Raw genomic sequence first — 18338 nt, 5'->3', positions numbered from 1 at the left:
ATCATCCCGGCTGGTGACAGGTATTTTTTATGGTTGAACAGACAAAAAGGAAAACAAATCTGGTATATCATTTCAGGGACAATAAACTTGAAATCCGCGCCGGGGACCGCTCGAACAGCCTTGCCTACCTGAGAGATTTTATTGCATTGATCCGACCGCGCGCTCGCAGATTTGATGATGCGGAAGCAAATATGCAGCTAACATTGAAACTCCTCTATGAAGAGCCAGGTGTTGTTTCCAATCTAAGGCGTGCATTACTTATTAATCTGGTCAATGCAGATATGGTGCCCACATTGACTGACAGTGGAATGGCGCTGTCACGTAGTGTCGGTAAAGAATTGTATGGACGACTTAAGCATAAGTTTATCCCGCCGGTCACGAATCAGAATGATTTTCTTTATGTAATCGATGTTATTTTTTATAAGAGCTATGATTTCAAATGGGTCGAAAAAATCGAGCGTGAGTCATGGCTGAAATTTTTTGAGTTACTCGGGTTGAGTTTTCGTGGTGCTGAGTCCGGCCTGGTAAGGCAGGTAATGGTATCGCTGGAAGTTTTATCTGCACGGGTGGCACAACTTGGATGGGAGAAAGATCTGGCAGACCATCTTCCCATAAATGAAAAAGCGAACCCCTTTATGGTTCAGCTTTACCTGCTGCGGGAATTAAAAATCTGTTATGAAAATGAAGCTCCATGGATAGTAAATGAAAAAGCAGAAGAATTGCTCTCAGCGCTTAAATACTGTCGTGAAACAATCGATCAGATAAAAAAAAATTCCGATCAGTTTGGCGCAAGCCTTGCTCAATCATTTATTTTATACCAGCTGGAGCAAAAGATAGAACGTATGCTATTGCTCGTTGATCTTATTGACACGGATCAGCGTTTTAATATGTCCCGGTTAGTGAATTATTTTTTAGACGTGGTAAGAAATGAAACGAGGAGAAACAGTATTCGTGAACTACTTTCCCAAACTACCGGATACCTGGCCTACCAGATTGCAGAGCAAAAAAGCAGAAAGGGCAGCAGCTATATAACTTCTTCGCCTGCGGAATACCGTAAGATGATTTATAGTGCGATGGGCGGAGGATTGATCATTTGCTTTGTTGCAGTATTCAAAAATCTGCTGGCCTTTTTCAAGATGGCTCCGTTCTGGCAAGGCTTTGCTTACAGTATAAACTATAGCTTAGGTTTTATATTTATAGAGGAAACCAAATCCACCCTGGCAACCAAACAGCCCGCCTTTACTGCAAGTGCTGTTGCTGTTTCTATGGATTCCCGGAAAGCTGACCATCAACCTAATCTTTATAATCTTGCTGTAACGATTTCAAAAGTATCGCGCAGTCAGATTGCTTCATTTGCCGGTAATCTGCTGATAGTTTTCCCGGGAACGTACCTGCTGGCCTGGGCATTCGATGCGATTTTCAAAAAGAAAATTGCGTCCGGACCTGCAGCATTTGAGCTTCTGAAAGCTCAGCATCCATGGGAAAGCCTTTCATTGTTGTATGCCTGCAATACCGGAGTATTCCTGTTTTTAAGTGGCATCATTGCCGGCTATGTACAGAACAAAATGAAATTCGGTAAACTTAGCGAACGAATTATACAGCATCCATTACTTCGATTCAATCTATCAAAAAACAGGCTTGCCAGTATTGCTGCATATTGGGATTCACACGCTGGCAGCCTTATCGGTAATATCACGCTGGGATTTTTTTTAGGTATGGCATCTTCAATAGTAAAAATTTTTGGTATTCCATTCGATATTCGTCATATTACAATTTCAGCAGGTAATGCTTCCATAGGATTATACGGCGTCGGATGGGATCATATTGGTAAGTCATATTTGCTTATAGTATTTTTTGGCATTCTTGCTATTGGCTTTTTCAACTTTTTAGTAAGCTTCACACTTGCCTTTTTTGTAGCTGTGCGTTCCCGTGGCATAAGGCTGAATGAGTACCCTGAGTTTTTCCAGATTCTATGGAAATATTTTAAGGCTAACCCTTTGGATTTTATTCGTCCCCGTAAAAGAATTTCTGAAACGATTGAAACAACAGATATCTAAATTTATCTTCTAAATTGCAAGCCATTGAAATATTTCAAATTCTACAACAGGCAGGACCTGCTCAATCATACCCGACTCCGACGGTACGAAACGAAGCTGGGCGAGAAGCTCAAGGTATTTGACCAGGATCAAAATTACGCAGAGCAACTACGAAATTCTTCAGCAAAATTTGTATTGTTTGGAATCCCGGAATGCATTGGAGTAATAGCCAATCAGGGGATTCCTGGTACTGAAACATTATGGCCTGCGTTTTTCCCTTCTTTTGTAAATATCCAGAGTACGGATAAATTCAATGGCCCGGAGGTTTTACTCGCCGGGCATTTTGATTTTAGTGAGGTACTCGATGTGATCAATAACAATTCCAAAAGCCAGGAAGAAAAGGTAGATGCCTGTCGTCACGCAGTGGCGAATATTATCGATGAATCAGTGGAAGAATTTGTGAAGATGATTGTGGCAGCGGGAAAGATCCCGATAGCTATCGGTGGTGGTCACAACAATTGCTACCCGCTGATCAAAGGAACAGCAAAAGCGCTGGCAAAATCGGGTAACATTCCGCAATCAAAAATAAATGCCGTCAATGTCGATGCGCATGCAGACTACCGGATCATGGAAGGGCGTCATAGTGGTAACGGTTTCCGATATGCGATGGAGGAATCTTATCTCGGTAAATATGCGGTAATCGGGTTGCATGAAAATTACAACCCGCAAAGCATGCTTGATGATTTGTACAGCAATATCAATGCGCAGTATGTTTTTTATGAAGATATTTTCCTGCAGGAACGTTTAAATTTCACGCAGGCGGTCGCCCAGGCGTTCAGCTTTACTGATGATAATATCACCGGTGTTGAGCTGGACCTGGACGCAGTCGAACGCATTCCTTCCAGTGCATCTTCTCCATCGGGCATTTCGGTTATGCATGCCAGACAGTATATGTGTTTCGCAGGGCATCATGGCAAAACCGGGTATGTTCATATTTGCGAAGGAGCGATGATGCTTCAACAGGGTATACTTGATCCGCTGATGGGAAAACTTCCGGCATATCTTGTTGCGGATTTCGTAAAAGCGTCCTTGGATTAAACCTGACACGTCTTAGAGACTGGTAGGTCTAATAAAACGAAAAGCCAATATTGATATAGGTCTGAAATTGTTTTGACTGATCCCCGTACATCACACTGAATTCAATCGGCCCAATAATCGAAAGATATCCTATACTGAGTGCGTGCCCGGAAAGAAAACTGGATTTGACATCCAGGTATTGATGATCGAGCAGATCGTAAAACATGGCATTGGATCGCCAGATCAGGAACAGGTTATTGAATAACTGAAAACGATAACCCAACTGAAGTGATGCGTAGCTGGATGTAGTATTTACTCCTTCAGGATAGCCAGCGAACACCACCTGGTTTCTGAACTGCCTGGTAAGACCGCCGATGTAATAATCATTCTGAAAAAACAAATTGTAATCGTAATTCATTCCTGACTCAGCAAGCGCTGTAATTGTTCCACGCTGACCAACAGGTATGTATCCTTCGAGATAAAAATTAGTCCTCAGATAGTTTTTGTCTTCTAACGAAATGGTATCCGTATTCAGAATCTCCTGACCATTCTGCAGCAGCACGATATTTCCTTTCTGACCATATACCCATTCTACCGAAGCATCTCCGCGCATACCTCGTCGCGGATAGATTTTTCGATCAACAGTATTGTACTTGAACATCAGGTACGATGTGAAAAACCTGGTTCTTCCCTTGGCATCGATATAAGCTTTTATCGACGGAGTATAATCCAGGTATTCATATCTTGAACCAAGACCGATGGTAAACCGATAGTCCATCGAATACATCGCATGAAAGTCTACATTAAAATATCGCTGTCGGTATATCCCGGTTTCCGAATAATTCTGGTATGAAGTAAAGTCCAGGAATTCATAATAAGCAGAAAGTTTTGTTGCAAAATTTTTATGTTTTCCAAAAAACTCCATATGTTCTGCTCGAGCCCGCAGTCGTTCCCCGAGGTTTGCAGTGATCAGTGAACGCGAAGCATCAGTAATAAGGTTGCGAATCGTAAAGTTTACGATCAATGCGAGCCCACTGAATTTATTAAAGTGAACACTCATCTTCGCTGTGGCCAGTGGATTCTCAGAAACTAAAAATTTAATTTTTGTTTTTCCGTCGGGCAGTGATTCCAGTTCATAAGTAATGCGATCATAATACCGGTGACCAAAGCCACGCCTGATCATTAATCCAATATCGTCAGGGCCGTACTCTTTATTAAGTTCGAAACCCATAAACTCCAGGAAAAATTCCTTACTTGTTTTGACCAATCCTTCAATTTCAACTTCTGAAATCAGAACTTCTTTTATTTCCGGAAGGCGGGGACCCGGAGGCGGTTGGTATCCGTAGATAGCATCCAATGAATCTTTCAATTTCTTAAACATCGGATATAGCCTGTTTCCTACGTCAACACCTGTATCGATGATTGCTGCCGACCTGTTGAAAGACCCGGTAGAAAAATTTTCGACCGGCATCGGGATATAGATATCACATAACGGAATTTCTTTTTTTGCATCTTCTGCTGCTTTAAAAAACACTGCATTCATCAGGATAGCAATCGGATTATTCAGTTGGGAGGTGGGGGCTAAACCTGCGGACACATTCACACCGATAACAAAATCAGCACCCATTGCTTTGACGTCTTCCACCGGAAAATTCCGCACTACGCCTCCATCTACCAGCTTCATACTGTCCAATCGAACTGCAGTAAATATAGATGGTATGGCCATACTTGATCGTACAGCCGTAACGATTTCTCCTTTGTCCAAAACAACAGCCTGGCCATTGGCAGCATTTGTGGCAATACATTTGAATGGAATACTAAACTGGTTGAAATCCTTGATACCGAAAACCGGATAAAATACATTCGATAATTTTAACCATAACTCTTCCGACTCCAGTATCCCTGTTTTTATTTTGAATTTACCGCTACGGTAAGGTATTTCAACAGCATATTTTCCATACTCTTCTTTTTCTTCCATGATGATTTCATCCTGGTTGGATTGATTGGTGAGGAGAGTACTCCAATCCATGTCACCGGCCATTTCTTCAATCTGTTTTCCGGAATATCCAATCGCATAAAGTGCTCCGACAATACTGCCCATACTCGTTCCCGTTAAATAGTCCACTTTGATACCGGCGGAATCGATCGCTTTTAAAATTCCGATATGAGCAAGTCCTTTGGCGCCACCGCCACTGAGTGTCACACCAATTTTCGGTCTCTTGCCTTTGATATCCTGGCAGAATGCATCATTTGCCTGCGAGCAAAAGGCCACGAGAAGGATCAGGTTGAATTTGAATTGCTTCATCATAATGTAATGAAGACCTGTTTATGTTTTACTATTTACTGTTCAGCTGATCGATCATGAATGCATATTTCAATGCGGTCAGTTTCTGTCGTTCAAATCTTCCCGATGCACCACCATGACCCGCGCCCATATTGCATTTGAATAAAACAGGCGCATCGCCGGTATTATTATCCCTGATTTTCTGAACCCATTTTGCCGGAGAATAGTAAGGTACCTGCGTGTCATTCAATCCACCCGTAGCCAATATTGCAGGAAACTTTGTTGGCTTAATATTGTCGTAAGGTGACCAACTCAGCATATAGCTGTAAAAAGCATCATCATGCGGATCGCCCCATTCTTCATACTCGAGTGTTGTCAATGGAAGATTGGGATTGTACATATCGGTGATCACATCCATCCACGGAACTTCTGCCAGGATACCTTTGAATAATTCCGGCCGAAGGTTCGTAATGGCGCCCATCAGCATTCCACCGGCGCTTCCACCATTGGCAAACATGCGATCTGCGGAAGTATATTTTTCTTTTTCAAGAAAAGCTGCGCAATCAATGAAATCAGTAAACGTATTTTTCTTTTTTAATTGACGACCATCTTCATACCAATACCTGCCCATTTCCTGGCCACCGCGGATATGCGCAATTGCGTATACAAAACCACGATCAAGTAATGAAATGACAGAGGCATCAAAATCAGCATCTGTACTATATCCATACGATCCATAGGCATATAGTAACATCGGATTGCTCCCATCTTTTTTGAAAAGATTTTTCCTGTATACCAGTGAAACCGGAACAAGCACGCCATCTGTGGCAGGTGCCCAGATTCTTTCAGTCTGGTATAAGGAAGCGTCATAGTTTCCGCCGACTTTTTGTTGCTTCAGCAATTTTTTTTCTTTGGTTGAAAGATTGAAAGTATAGTCGGAAGATGGAGTGGTTAATGAGGTATAACTGTAACGTATACTGTCCTGGTCAAATTGGTCTGTGGCTGACTCAACGTAAGCGACATACGATTGCTCGCCAAAATCTATTTTATACGAACTGTTATCTTTCCGGTTCATTACTGTAACAACTGCAAGACCTTTCACCGTATGTTGTATTACCAGGTAATCGCGGAACATTTCAAAAGATACCAACAGGCCCGAATCCTGCACAGGAACAATGTCTTTCCATGAGTTTATTCCAGTTGATGCAACAGGTGTCTGAGATAACTTGAAATTCTTTGCTTTGTCATTATTAAAAATTACAAACTGATCACCATCAAAATAATCAGGGTAATAGAGAAGATCTTTTTTGCGTTGCTGAATGAGCACAGGAGCGGCATCAGGATTGTCTGCAGGTAAATACCTCGCCTCGGTTGTGTTTGTACTTCCGGAAATAATAAAAATGAATTTATGATTCTGGGAAGCAGATACGGAAACATTGAAAGTGCTGTCCGTTTCCGTATACAACAATTGATCACGCCCAGGATCTGTGCCTAAAACGTGTTTCCATACTTTACAGGGCCGGACGGTATGATCGTTTGTAACATAATAAATTGTCTTGTTATCATCCGACCAGGCAAAATCCCCACTGATATCCGCTAATTTTTCGGGCGAGTAAGTTTGCGTTTTCAGATTAAAAAACTGACCACGGCACTGCCTTCCACCCGTAGTATCTTCTGCATAAGCCAGCCATTGATTATCTCTGCTGATTTCTCTTCCATATACCGAATAAAACTCATATCCTTCGGCGAGGTCGTTTACATTCAGTATGATTTCCTCCGGAGCAGCAGTCGTTTCTTTTTTTCTGCAGTACAGGGGATACTGTTTACCCTGCTCATATCGGGTATAGTACCAATAGCCATTGGATTTTTCAGGAAGAGATGTGTAATCCTGCTCTATCCTGCTCACCAGTTCATTGTAGATCGTGTCCTGCAAAGCCGCCGTATGCTTCAGATATTGTTCAACATAATTATTTTCTGCTTCCAGTTGCTGAATTACAGCGGAATCATCAGGGTTGCTCAACCACTTATAAAAATCTATGCGTTCTTTACCGTGTTCACGAAAAGTGTCTGCGATTTTTTTTGCTCTCGGCTCAACAGCCTGATCTGCTTTGACATCCGGCTTGTCTTTACAGGAAATGAAGGAAAGAAAGAGTATAGCAACGGTCAGAATATATGGGCGATAGAGTTGTTTAATGACAAAACCGTTTGAAAAATACATCTATAAAATTCATTTATATAAAATCTGAAATATACGATGCTTATTATAATTGCATGAATCATTTTATTCTGTAATTTTCCTGCTTACCTGATTTTCACCTTCATTTTTACAATGATTTTCTATTTTCGGCAATCGTAATTTTTTAAACAGATTCATTTCTTCTTATAAATACAATTTCTCTTCTCATGCCAGATTTCCAGGTTAAAAAGAATGCAGAAAAGTTTGATGCAGTAATTGTCGGTTCAGGAGCGGGTGGTGGAATGGCCGCCTATATCCTTTCGAAAGAAGGATTAAAGGTATGCCTGATCGAAGCAGGCCCGATGTATGATCCGGCAAAGAATGTTACACAATTAAAGAATCCCTGGGAATCGCCCAGGCGCGGTGCGAGTACAGCTTTCAGACCTTTCGGTGATTTCGATGCCAGCTATTGGGGCTGGCAGATTGATGGTGAACCTTATACGACGGCAAAAGGCACACAGTGGGACTGGTGGCGTGCACGTATGCTTGGGGGACGTACCAATCACTGGGGCCGGATATCACTTCGCTTCGGACCAAAAGATTTTAAAAGACGCAGTATCGACGGGCTTGGAGAAGACTGGCCCATCAGCTATGACGATATTAAACCATACTATGATCGTATAGACAAGTTGATCGGTGTGTTCGGTTCTGTGGAAGGAATTGATAATGAGCCCGACGGTATTTTTCTTCCTCCTCCAAAGCCCAGGCTGCACGAGCTGATGATCAAGAATTCCGCTACCAAAATGGGTGTTCCGGTTATCCCTTCCCGTTTGTCGATTCTTACCAAAAAAATAAATGATGATCGCGGGCAGTGCTTTTACTGTTCTCAGTGTAACAGGGGTTGTACTGTTCACGCCGATTTCTCTTCCTCCTCTGTACTGGTTCTTCCAGCGATGAAAACAGGAAACCTCACGGTCATCAACAATGCCATGGCCCGTGAAGTTTTGACCGATAGCAACGGACTCGCCACTGGTGTATCTTATGTCGATAAAAATGATTTATCTGAATACCAGGTTTTTGGTCGTTCAGTGATCCTCGCTGCAAGCGCCTGCGAATCGTCAAGGCTTTTGCTTAATTCCAAATCTTCAAGATATCCGAACGGTCTTGCCAACAGCAGCAATGTGGTTGGTAAATACCTGCATGATTCTACCGGCGCAGCAATGGGAGGTTATCTTCCGCAGCTCTTCGGTAGAAAACGTTACAACGAAGATGGAGTCGGTGGTATGCACGTATACTCACCCTGGTGGGGAGACAATAAGAAGCTCGATTTCCCAAGAGGTTATCATATTGAATACTGGGGCGGAATGGGGCAGCCGGCATATGGATTCGGGATGGGTATTGAAGGACAGAATGGTTCCTATCCGGTTAACGGGAAGAAAAAAGAAGCGGGTGGCTATGGCGCATCGCTGAAAGAAGATGTCCGCTTTTTCTATGGTGCAGGTGTAGGTATGGCAGGAAGGGGAGAAGCAATTGCGCTTGAATCTAATTATTGTGAAATCGATCCCAACGTGGTTGACAAATATGGTATACCGGTACTTCGTTTCAATGTTAAGTATACGGATTATGAAATCAAACAGGCCAAACACATGAAGGAGACATTTAAAGAAATCATGCATGGCATGGGAGCAGTGATCACCTGGGGTGATGACGGACCGGACAACAATTATGGTCTCGAATCTCCTGGTAAAATTATTCACGAAGCGGGTACTGCAAGGATGGGCTCTAATCCAAAGACTTCGGTTCTGAACGGATACAACCAGGCACATGATTGTAAAAATCTATTTGTGGTTGACGGCGCGGCCTTCACCTCTCAGGCGGATAAAAACATCACCTGGACGATCCTCGCACTTTCTATGCGCGCTTCGGAATACCTCGTTGATCAGATGAAAAAGAAAAACATCGCCTGATCATTTTAAATGCTACAATCTTTTATCACTTTAAATACTCATTATTGTGGACAGGAGAAAATCGTTAAAAACCCTTGCCGTAGGAACCCTTTCTGCAGGTGTATTGCTTGATGCCTGTAAACCAAAAGATGGTGCTGAAACAGCTGCGAAAGCAGATGCAAAAGCCGCACCTGGTGGATTTACGCTGGACAGGCAGCCTCAGGAGATAAAGCAGTACGAAGAAGTTACTTCATATACTTATTTCACTCCTGCAGAAATGGCGATCATCACCGTTCTTGCAGACATCATCGTACCAAAAGATGAAGTCAGCGGTAGTGCCACTGACGCAAAAGTTCCTGAATTCATCGAGTTTATTGTAAAAGATCAGCCCAGTCACAAAACACCCATGCGAGGAGGACTTCGCTGGCTTGAACTTGAAACATACAAACGTTATCAGAAATCATTTACTGATATCACACCCGAACAGCGTATCGCGATCGTGGATGATATCGCGTATCCCAAAAAAGTAAAACCGGGTCTCGAACAAGGCGTTGCATTTTTTACATTGATGCGCAACCTGACGGTAACCGGTTTTTATACTTCTGAAATCGGCGTGAAAGATCTGGGTTATGTTGGCAATACTCCGAACCAATGGAAAGGTGTTCCGGATGATGTATTGAAGCAGTATAATCTTGCCTACTCAGAGAAAGAACTTAATGAGACTGTAAAATTCGATTGATATTATTAGCAGATAAAAAAATCAATGATCCAGCTATGTCAAAGCAAAAAAAGAACAGATACGAGCGTCGTCAGTTTATCCGTGATGCATCTATGGGCCTCGCAGCATTTACTATTGTACCCCGGAATGTTTTAGGAAAAGGATATATTCCTCCGAGTGACCAGCTCAATATCGCAGGTATTGGTGCCGGTGGAAAAGGGGAAAGTGATCTTGCGGAGTTTGCAAAGAGTCCGAAAGCAAGAATTGTAAGTCTTGTTGACGTTGATGATCGCCAGGCGGTCAAATCCCGCGAGCGTTTCCCTAAAGCGACCTACTACAAGGATTTCAGGGAGATGCTGGAAAAAGAAAAAAACAATATAGATGCTGTAAGTGTATCAACGCCTGATAATACACACGCTGTCGCAGCTTTAGCGGCTATGCAACTGGGTAAGCACGTGTATGTACAAAAACCGCTTACACACGACATCTATGAAGCGCGAATTTTAACTGAAGCGGCTAAAAAATACAAAGTGGTTACACAGATGGGTAACCAGGGTGGTTCCGGCGATGGCGTTCGCAGAACACAGGAAATCATCAATGCCGGTTTGATCGGAGATGTTTATAAAGTGGATTGCTGGACGAACAGACCTGTATGGCCACAAGGTATACCAACGCCTACAGGAAGTTTTGAAGTTCCGAAAGAACTCAACTGGGATCTCTGGCTCGGCCCTGCAAAACAAATGGAATATAATCCTGCATACCTGCCATTCAACTGGCGCGGATGGTGGGCATTTGGTACAGGCGCACTGGGCGACATGGCTTGTCATATTATGGATCCGGTGTTCCGCTGCTTACCGATTGATTATCCTACCGAAGTTGAGTGTAGTGTAGTTACTATCTGGCGTGAAATGTGGAACGACAAACCCTATCTTGACAGCTGTCCTCCTGCATCAATCATACATCTTAACTATCCAAGAAAAGATGGAAAAGGAAATGTAAAAGTGTCCTGGCACGATGGAGGCCTGTTGCCTGAGCGTCCTGATGAACTGAAGCCGGAAGAAGCTTTTGGTAACTGGGATGGTGGTGTTTTATTTGTTGGAACAAAAGGAAAACTGCTCGCAGATTGTTATGGAGCAAACCCAAGATTGTTGCCTACAAAACTGATGAAAGAAAAAACATTACCAAAAGAAACCATCAAACGCGTACCTGAAGGACACTATGTACAGTGGGTGAATGCCGCTATTGATGGATATGGAAAAGGAAAAACGAGTTCGCCGTTTGAATTTGCCGGTCCTTTCACTGAAAGTATCCTGATTGGTAATCTCGCTATCCGCAGCTGGATGATGCAGAATCCGAATCTGAAAGGTTGGGAAGACAAATATCTCGGAAGAAAAAAATTACTCTGGGATGCGAAGAACATGAAGATTACGAACTTCGATGAGGCGAACCAGTTTGTGAAGAGAGATTACAGGGATGGTTGGAAACTGGTGATGTAAGAAGCTACGAACGACGATAGTGAAAGCCGAATGGAGAGCTTAAAATCTCTGGAAATTTTTGGGTACTTTTTGTATCTTTCTCTTATCACAGATATCCATCAGTATCTTTTATAAGTCATTACTTAGCACACAGCAACTACGGGCCGGAGAAATCCGGCCTTCTTTATGCGGGTCTCTGCTTCGCGTTTTATCGACAGCATACCAAATCGACCGCACCCGCGAAGCAGGACTCGCATATCTCTGAATCGCCTGCGGCGAGATTCAAATGAATCACGCGGAGTACGCGAAGAAACAGCCCGCGGAGTACGCGGAGAAGTTTATAGTTGTTAGATTTTTCAATTGCAATTGTTTTTTGAATTTCCTCCGGGGACTTTGCGTGTATTTCCATTGCGTCCTCCGCGTGAAGGTTGTTCGACTCGCCGAAGGCGATTGATTGAAGGCCGAAGGCCAGTTCGCGAATAACGAATTGCCGACACTTATAAATTAAAATTTGAGTAAAGCAATTATATAGAAGTCGTTCTGAATATTTTATGCAATCCTCATATAATGCGAAAATCCTGCACAAGGCAGGATTTTCTATTACAGTTGGTATTGGTTCTTAGTCTTTCCTGTGTAACATCCACAGGAAGAAAAATAAAAAAAACAGCAACAATCCGGTAAAACTATAGAACAGGAAAGTGAGTACCTGCTGCACGGGTGTAAATAACGTCATGGTCAATGCCACGATAAAATATATCACGAACAAAAATATCAGGGTAGAAATTCTTTTATCCATATAGAATTTTAACGGGTCAAATATCTAAAATTATTTTGAAACAAACCAATTATTAAAAAACAGGGCCCGCCGGGTTAAAATTTTTGTTCTGAACATCAAGCTTAGCCTTAGTCAAAACAGTTTTTGCCGCTGCGGATTTTCCTTGTCCCTCGAGTGCTTTTGACAGGCCAATGGTCGACCAACCATTACCGGGATGTATGACGAGGTCTTTACGGAACACCCGTTCAGCATCTGCAAATTTTTTATCCTTCAGCAAAACATTTCCCAGGTACGCTCGCGCAGGAAGGATCCAGTCGCGCGGTTCGTTGTACACCAGTTTTGTTTCTGAATCCACTGCCATAGTCAGCAACTCAGCAGCCTTCATGTATTGGTTTTCAGATTCAGCAATAAAGCCTGACAACATGTTCTCTGCAACTTTTCCAGCGTCATATGCGGAATTAAATGCACCCATTTTGATTTTTAATTTGGGAGTATTTTCCAGGATTTGTTGCATTTTAGTCAGCTCCTGTTTTGCAGATAAGGTTTGCTGCTGTCGGGCGAAAGCCGTACCCCGGCTGAAATGAAAAATTATTTTCGCATAGGCAAGACTGTCAGGGATTTCCGCCATCTGCAGAATATCATTCCATTTACCATACCTGATGAGATCAAAAGCGGGCGTCATGTACATATACTGGATATATTCACCGAATGGTGCATCCCAGGAAAGGTATTCCACCGGAATGTCTGATCTGCAACCCGCAGCTGTCTCTGCACTGAGTTGCGCATCCCCAAACATCATTGCACAGTTAGCCTGCATATGTACATTGTGCAGCTGGTAGAGAAATGCATTGTTAACTACTTCAGGCATCAATCCCAGGTATTCACTATAGCTTTTATTTGCAGCGATGTTTACCTGCATTCCTTTCTCGAAATCACCTGTGCGTATATAAATATGAGAAGGCATATGCACGGTGTGTGAAACTTTCGGGGTAATGCGGGGTAGAACAGTTGCGCTGTGATTTGCTTTTTCTGGATTCAGCGATGCTTCCACCGCATGAATATAATAGTGATTTGCTCCCGGATGATTCGGATTCAGTTTGATCATTTTTTCAAGAACGCCGGTCAATTCAGGTGTCCAGGGTTTGGGCAACGACTGATCATCATACAGATCCCAGGGATGAACGAGCATGATAGCGTCCGCATAAAGAGTACCAACTTCTGCATCATTCGGAAACTGTTTATAGAGGCTTTTCATCGAATTAAGGTACCTGTTGTTCAAATCAGCACGGGAAACTGATGTGTCATTCGTATACCTGACCATCATTGCATTGATCAGGCCTTTTTCTCTCGCGGAAGCAGCTGTTGAAAGAACGCTGGCTTTTTGTGCAGCAAACAATGCATCAGGTGCAGCAGCATATTCAACGTCATTGATGTTTGGTCCATAGGAGAGTGCTTCGCCCCACCAGCACATCGCCGAAGTGGAATCAATTGTTCTTGCTTTTTTAAATGATGCAAGCGCCTCTATGATATGAAAGCTGTAATACATCGTCACGCCCTGGTTAAAATAGAACTGGGCACTGTCACTCTTTGTTGAGATCTTCCATTGATGTTTTCCCCAATCAGGCAGCGGGATCATGGACATGGCATCCTCAGGTAAAAGATTATCCTGGGTAAGGTCCGGATAACATTTCAGGGCCTGTAATTTTTTCTTCTGAATACGGAACAACGGATCTGCATCGGTGAAAGACTGATTTCTGTTGTCCGGTATGAACAGGAAAAAAAACAGGATAAAAAATCCGTGAAAGAAAAAGGTTTGTCTCATTACGGTGAGGTTTATCCGTAAAAGATAATTCCACCTGTCTTTATCACAAAAAAAATCTGGGTGAGCGCCCGGGATGTAAAAAAATTACTACAAATCAGAATTCAACAACAGCATAGGCTTTATTGTCGACATAAGGACCGCCGGGATGGCGTGCGGTGTAATCAAGATTAATCCAGTACTGGCCATTTTCTTCGCGGTAATACAAACCTGAGAACGGCTGATCATAAAATAAATCAGTGATTGCATTCTGAAATTTCAGAAAACTTTGTTTGTCTCCGCAATGTAATTCCGGGTAAACGTGGTCAACTGATAAAACCATTCTGCATTTTGCACCGATGGATCTCATCGTAGAGATCATCAGGATGGTATGGTCATCGCAATCACCCCCAAGGCCGGATTCAATTGTTTCGCGCGCTGTTGCATAATATTCATCACGCTGCGCATCTGAAACATATTTGAAATTGCTGTTGATGTATTTAAAGAGCGAAAGAAATCTTACATAGAAACCATACTTAGGATATGCTTCGTCAAAATTTTCAAGTGAATGTTTCACCGCAAAATTCCGCACCACCGAATCCTTGTGGTTCATTTTTGATTTCATTCCCTTCACCGCCATTTCCACATCGGTGTCGAAAAGGGAGGATTTTATCAGGAATAGCTCTTTCTCTTTCTTGTCCTTGTTCTTCCAATTCTGCATTACCAGGTTCCGGTAATCATTCACCATGCTTTGCAGGTTATAGCTATGGGTAAATATCTGAAACAGGACTACCACCACGACCATGATGAATGACGGGATGATCAGGGGACGAAAAATCCAGAGAATAAAACGTACGAAGAGAAAAGAAATTAAGATGGCGATAAGGAGATCTGCATTGAAACTCCCGATAAGAATAGGGGGAATGACTCTGTTCACCAATGGGGCGAGTGGAATTACGGTTAAAAGCCCGAGTAAGTTAAAGAAGAAATTTCTAGCCAGTTCCCTGTTCTGTTCGTTTGGAGCCATACCTTTTACGTAACGAAAAGTTAGCAACTAAATTTATGGAACACCTGTTAAAATTGGAGGCTAAAACGTTAATCATTTTAGCCTCCTGATCAGTTATCATACTGAATGGCAAACTATTCTGAAACAGGTTTGAAAGAATTTCAGAGATTTTAGTCAGTAGAGCCTACACACTATTCATCCTCCTCCTCTTCTTCATAATTGAAAGCATCCTTATTATAAGTTGCTTCCCATGCTTCAACAGCTTTGTCATCCAAAAGTTCAACTATATCCAGAATCGGGTCAGACTTCCGTTTCCAGATCAGTTTTTCTTCATCTCCGTATTGCGATATGAAAACGCAATGATCACTATCCATGTTAATCCTTATCAGACTCAGGGGAGTATTTTCTTTTTCCTGAATCAGGTAATAACATCCAGACTCCAGCAGGGCAAACGAGTACATACATCTACTGTTTTAAAAGTAAAGATTTAAATTATCAACAGGCCAGCAAGCGATAAATAACGGGTTCGTAGAATTTAACGGGTAGTGCGCAGCTGAGTAGATTGGATATCAGAATCCATAGGAATTCCTGATTTGTATTTGCAATTTACAATTTCAAATGAGTAATTTCCAATCCTTTTAGTTAATTAATTTTTATCCTCAAATCTTATATGTAAGTGGTTGATATACAATTTTTAGCACTCGCGTTTAAACCATTTCGTACATTTACTGATGGATATGTGGTAGAAATTTATTACTAAAGAACTTATCAGTAAGCAGTAGGAGGTAGTAGTGAGCAGGTACAGGCCGGCCGATGACTCCCCTGAATCACGGCTTGTTTGAAAAATTGCACGCGTATTGTTTCGGGTAGAGGCAGGGCCTGACTTAAGAAATACTTATTTTGATCATAATTCTGTTTTGTATTGGTATTAATCCCGCTTCATTCTCTTCACTTCATAATCCTCACTAATTATTAACATCCCGTTGAAAACCGACCGAAAACCGCCCATCTGGTTTTACTATATTTGCGCGCCGGATTTTTTGCTAAAAAAATTAGCGATACATTCGCGGTTCACTTCCTTTAAAAAACCTGATTGAGACTATGGCGAAGGAAAAAGAGTCCACCCTTTTTGAATATAACGAGGAATCCATCAAAAGCCTTGACTGGCGTGAGCATATCCGGCTCAGACCCGGAATGTATATCGGTAAACTTGGCGACGGAAGCAGTCCGGATGATGGAATTTATGTGTTATTGAAAGAAGTACTGGACAACTGTATCGACGAGCATATGATGGGTTATGGCAAGCAGATTGATCTTACCATAGAAGATAATACGGTAACAATTCGCGATTATGGTCGCGGAATTCCCCTCGGAAAGCTGGTTGATGTTGTCAGCAAAATCAATACCGGTGCTAAATACGATAGTAAGGTTTTCCAGAAAAGTGTCGGACTTAACGGTGTAGGTACGAAAGCAGTAAATGCCCTCAGCAGTTCATTTCGTGTTACTGCATTTCGTGACGGAAAAGAAAAGTCTGCTTCGTTTGAAAAAGGTGTTTTAATAAAAGAGGAAAAGGAATCAAAATCAGGGCAATCCAATGGTACGCTGGTAACATTCATACCTGACAATACTGTTTTCCGGAATTTTCATTTTATCCCGGATTACCTGGAAAACCAGCTCTGGAATTATTGTTATCTCAATGCCGGCCTGCTGATCAGTTTCAATGGAAAAAAATTCATCAGTAAAAACGGATTACTGGATTTGCTGAAAAGGAAAACCAATGAAGATGAGATCAGGTACCCGATCATCCATCTCAAAGGAGAGGATATCGAAATAGCGATGACCCACAACAATGAGTATGGTGAAGATCTGTACAGTTTTGTGAATGGTCAATACACGACCCAGGGAGGAACACATGTGGCGGCGTTCAGGGAGTCCCTGGTAAAAACAGTAAGGGATTTCTATAAAAAAGATTACGAGGCATCAGATATACGTGCAAGTATCGTTGCGGCAATTGCTGTTCGGGTGCAGGAACCGGTGTTCGAATCACAGACAAAAACAAAACTGGGTTCATTGACGATTTCTGAGGGAGGTCCGAGCATGAAGAATTTCATGTCGGATTTTCTTACACGTGAACTGGATAATTACCTGCATAAGAATCCTGCTGTTGCAGAAGCGTTGAAAAAGAGAATTGAGCAAAGCGAGAAGGAAAGAAAAGAGCTTGCAGGGATTAAAAAGCTTGCTAACGAGCGCGCAAAAAAAGCCAACCTGCACAACAGAAAACTCAGGGATTGCCGTATCCACATGAATGATGATCCTCCGAATAAAGGCAAAGAAGAATTCATCGCACGTCAGCTTCAGAGTACCATATTTATAACCGAAGGAGACTCTGCCAGCGGATCCATAACCAAATCACGTGATGTAGAAACTCAGGCCGTTTTCAGTTTGCGCGGTAAACCTTTGAACTGTTTCGGGCTTACCAAAAAGATTGTTTACGAAAACGAAGAGTTCAACCTCCTGCAGCATGCGCTGAACATCGAAGATGGCAATGAAGGGTTGAGGTATAAGAACATCATCATTGCTACCGATGCTGATGTCGATGGAATGCATATCCGTTTATTGCTGATGACTTTTTTTCTGCAGTTTTTCCCTGACCTGATTCGTGACGGACATGTATACATTCTCGATACGCCTTTATTTCGGGTGAGGAATAAACAGGAAGTGATCTATTGTTACAACGAACAGGAAAAAGCTGCAGCCATTAAAAAGCTGGGAGCAAAAGCGGAGATTACCCGTTTCAAAGGCCTGGGTGAAATTTCTCCCGAAGAATTCGGAAAATTTATCGGACCGGATATCCGCAAGCAACCTGTATTTCTGGAACAGCATACACATATCCAGTACCTGCTGGAATATTATATGGGGAAGAATACGCAGGAGCGCCAGGAATTTATTGTTTCCAATCTGAAAGTTGAACTGGATAAAGTGGAAGATAACGCTGAGCTGCCAATGGCTGAAGCTTAGGCTGGAATTTCAATTTGACAAAACACAAA

12 protein-coding genes are annotated in these 18338 nt (G+C 42.4%); 6 read left to right on the top strand and 6 right to left on the bottom strand.

What is annotated here, in order from left to right:
• Positions 1 to 29 precede the first annotated feature (29 nt).
• Both P2W82_RS04425 and P2W82_RS04420 read left to right on the top strand, forming a co-directional pair.
• Positions 30 to 2057 (top strand): site-specific recombinase, encoded by a 2028-nt coding sequence (locus tag P2W82_RS04425; RefSeq protein ID WP_336514633.1) that lies wholly within the window; start codon positions 30 to 32, stop codon positions 2055 to 2057.
• Positions 2058 to 2081: 24 nt separating this feature from the next.
• On the top strand, positions 2082 to 3134 hold the full coding sequence (locus tag P2W82_RS04420; protein ID WP_336514632.1) for an arginase family protein: 1053 nt from the start codon (positions 2082 to 2084) through the stop codon (positions 3132 to 3134).
• Positions 3135 to 3162: 28 nt separating this feature from the next.
• Here P2W82_RS04420 and P2W82_RS04415 read toward each other — a convergent pair whose 3' ends face one another.
• Together P2W82_RS04415 and P2W82_RS04410 are read right to left on the bottom strand one after the other, a co-directional pair.
• On the bottom strand, positions 3163 to 5421 hold the full coding sequence (locus P2W82_RS04415; protein WP_336514631.1) for a patatin-like phospholipase family protein: 2259 nt from the start codon (positions 5419 to 5421) through the stop codon (positions 3163 to 3165).
• Positions 5422 to 5449: 28 nt separating this feature from the next.
• Positions 5450 to 7615 carry a S9 family peptidase gene (locus P2W82_RS04410; RefSeq protein WP_336514630.1) on the bottom strand — a complete coding sequence of 722 codons (2166 nt, stop codon included), beginning with the start codon at positions 7613 to 7615 and terminating at the stop codon, positions 5450 to 5452.
• Between the two features lie 185 nt (positions 7616 to 7800).
• Here P2W82_RS04410 and P2W82_RS04405 point away from each other — a divergent pair, with 185 nt between their 5' ends.
• Genes P2W82_RS04405 through P2W82_RS04395 form a run of 3 tightly spaced genes read left to right on the top strand, consistent with a single transcriptional unit; the run spans position 7801 to position 11733 of the window.
• On the top strand, positions 7801 to 9540 hold the full coding sequence (locus tag P2W82_RS04405; RefSeq protein WP_336514629.1) for a GMC family oxidoreductase: 1740 nt from the start codon (positions 7801 to 7803) through the stop codon (positions 9538 to 9540).
• A gap of 46 nt (positions 9541 to 9586) precedes the next feature.
• On the top strand, positions 9587 to 10258 hold the full coding sequence (locus tag P2W82_RS04400; protein WP_336514628.1) for a gluconate 2-dehydrogenase subunit 3 family protein: 672 nt from the start codon (positions 9587 to 9589) through the stop codon (positions 10256 to 10258).
• Positions 10259 to 10293: 35 nt separating this feature from the next.
• Positions 10294 to 11733, top strand: coding sequence for a Gfo/Idh/MocA family protein (locus tag P2W82_RS04395; protein ID WP_336514627.1), 1440 nt, complete (start codon positions 10294 to 10296; stop codon positions 11731 to 11733).
• A 598-nt stretch (positions 11734 to 12331) separates the two neighbouring features.
• On the opposite strand, the gene P2W82_RS04390 is transcribed toward P2W82_RS04395, so the two are convergent.
• From P2W82_RS04390 to P2W82_RS04375, 4 genes are all read right to left on the bottom strand, one after another.
• Positions 12332 to 12508, bottom strand: coding sequence for a hypothetical protein (locus tag P2W82_RS04390; protein WP_336514626.1), 177 nt, complete (start codon positions 12506 to 12508; stop codon positions 12332 to 12334).
• Between the two features lie 52 nt (positions 12509 to 12560).
• Complete coding sequence (locus P2W82_RS04385; RefSeq protein WP_336514625.1) at positions 12561 to 14309, bottom strand: tetratricopeptide repeat protein; 1749 nt, start codon at positions 14307 to 14309, stop codon at positions 12561 to 12563.
• Positions 14310 to 14403: 94 nt separating this feature from the next.
• Complete coding sequence (locus P2W82_RS04380; RefSeq protein ID WP_336514624.1) at positions 14404 to 15312, bottom strand: transglutaminase domain-containing protein; 909 nt, start codon at positions 15310 to 15312, stop codon at positions 14404 to 14406.
• A gap of 170 nt (positions 15313 to 15482) precedes the next feature.
• On the bottom strand, positions 15483 to 15752 hold the full coding sequence (locus tag P2W82_RS04375) for a hypothetical protein (RefSeq protein WP_336514623.1): 270 nt from the start codon (positions 15750 to 15752) through the stop codon (positions 15483 to 15485).
• A 640-nt stretch (positions 15753 to 16392) separates the two neighbouring features.
• Here P2W82_RS04375 and P2W82_RS04370 point away from each other — a divergent pair.
• A complete protein-coding gene (locus tag P2W82_RS04370; RefSeq protein ID WP_336514622.1) occupies positions 16393 to 18309 on the top strand; it encodes a DNA topoisomerase IV subunit B in 1917 nt (638 codons plus the stop codon).
• Positions 18310 to 18338: the final 29 nt, after the last annotated feature.

This window comes from Pollutibacter soli (assembly GCA_029269725.1).
In the GTDB taxonomy this organism is placed as follows: Bacteria; Bacteroidota; Bacteroidia; order Chitinophagales; family Chitinophagaceae; genus Pollutibacter; species Pollutibacter soli.
Note: the sequence above shows the minus strand (reverse complement) of the source record. Positions and strands in the feature narration are given on the sequence as shown.

Bases quoted from the DNA above. Each gene is read 5' to 3' on its own strand.
- P2W82_RS04425 (WP_336514633.1), top strand. From the start codon at position 30: ATGGTTGAACAGACAAAAAGGAAAACAAATCTGGTATATCATTTCAGG.
- P2W82_RS04415 (WP_336514631.1), bottom strand. From the start codon at position 5,421: ATGATGAAGCAATTCAAATTCAACCTGATCCTTCTCGTGGCCTTTTGC.
- P2W82_RS04410 (WP_336514630.1), bottom strand. From the start codon at position 7,615: ATGTATTTTTCAAACGGTTTTGTCATTAAACAACTCTATCGCCCATAT.
- P2W82_RS04405 (WP_336514629.1), top strand. From the start codon at position 7,801: ATGCCAGATTTCCAGGTTAAAAAGAATGCAGAAAAGTTTGATGCAGTA.
- P2W82_RS04395 (WP_336514627.1), top strand. From the start codon at position 10,294: ATGTCAAAGCAAAAAAAGAACAGATACGAGCGTCGTCAGTTTATCCGT.
- P2W82_RS04390 (WP_336514626.1), bottom strand. From the start codon at position 12,508: ATGGATAAAAGAATTTCTACCCTGATATTTTTGTTCGTGATATATTTT.
- P2W82_RS04385 (WP_336514625.1), bottom strand. From the start codon at position 14,309: ATGAGACAAACCTTTTTCTTTCACGGATTTTTTATCCTGTTTTTTTTC.
- P2W82_RS04380 (WP_336514624.1), bottom strand. From the start codon at position 15,312: ATGGCTCCAAACGAACAGAACAGGGAACTGGCTAGAAATTTCTTCTTT.
- P2W82_RS04375 (WP_336514623.1), bottom strand. From the start codon at position 15,752: ATGTACTCGTTTGCCCTGCTGGAGTCTGGATGTTATTACCTGATTCAG.
- P2W82_RS04370 (WP_336514622.1), top strand. From the start codon at position 16,393: ATGGCGAAGGAAAAAGAGTCCACCCTTTTTGAATATAACGAGGAATCC.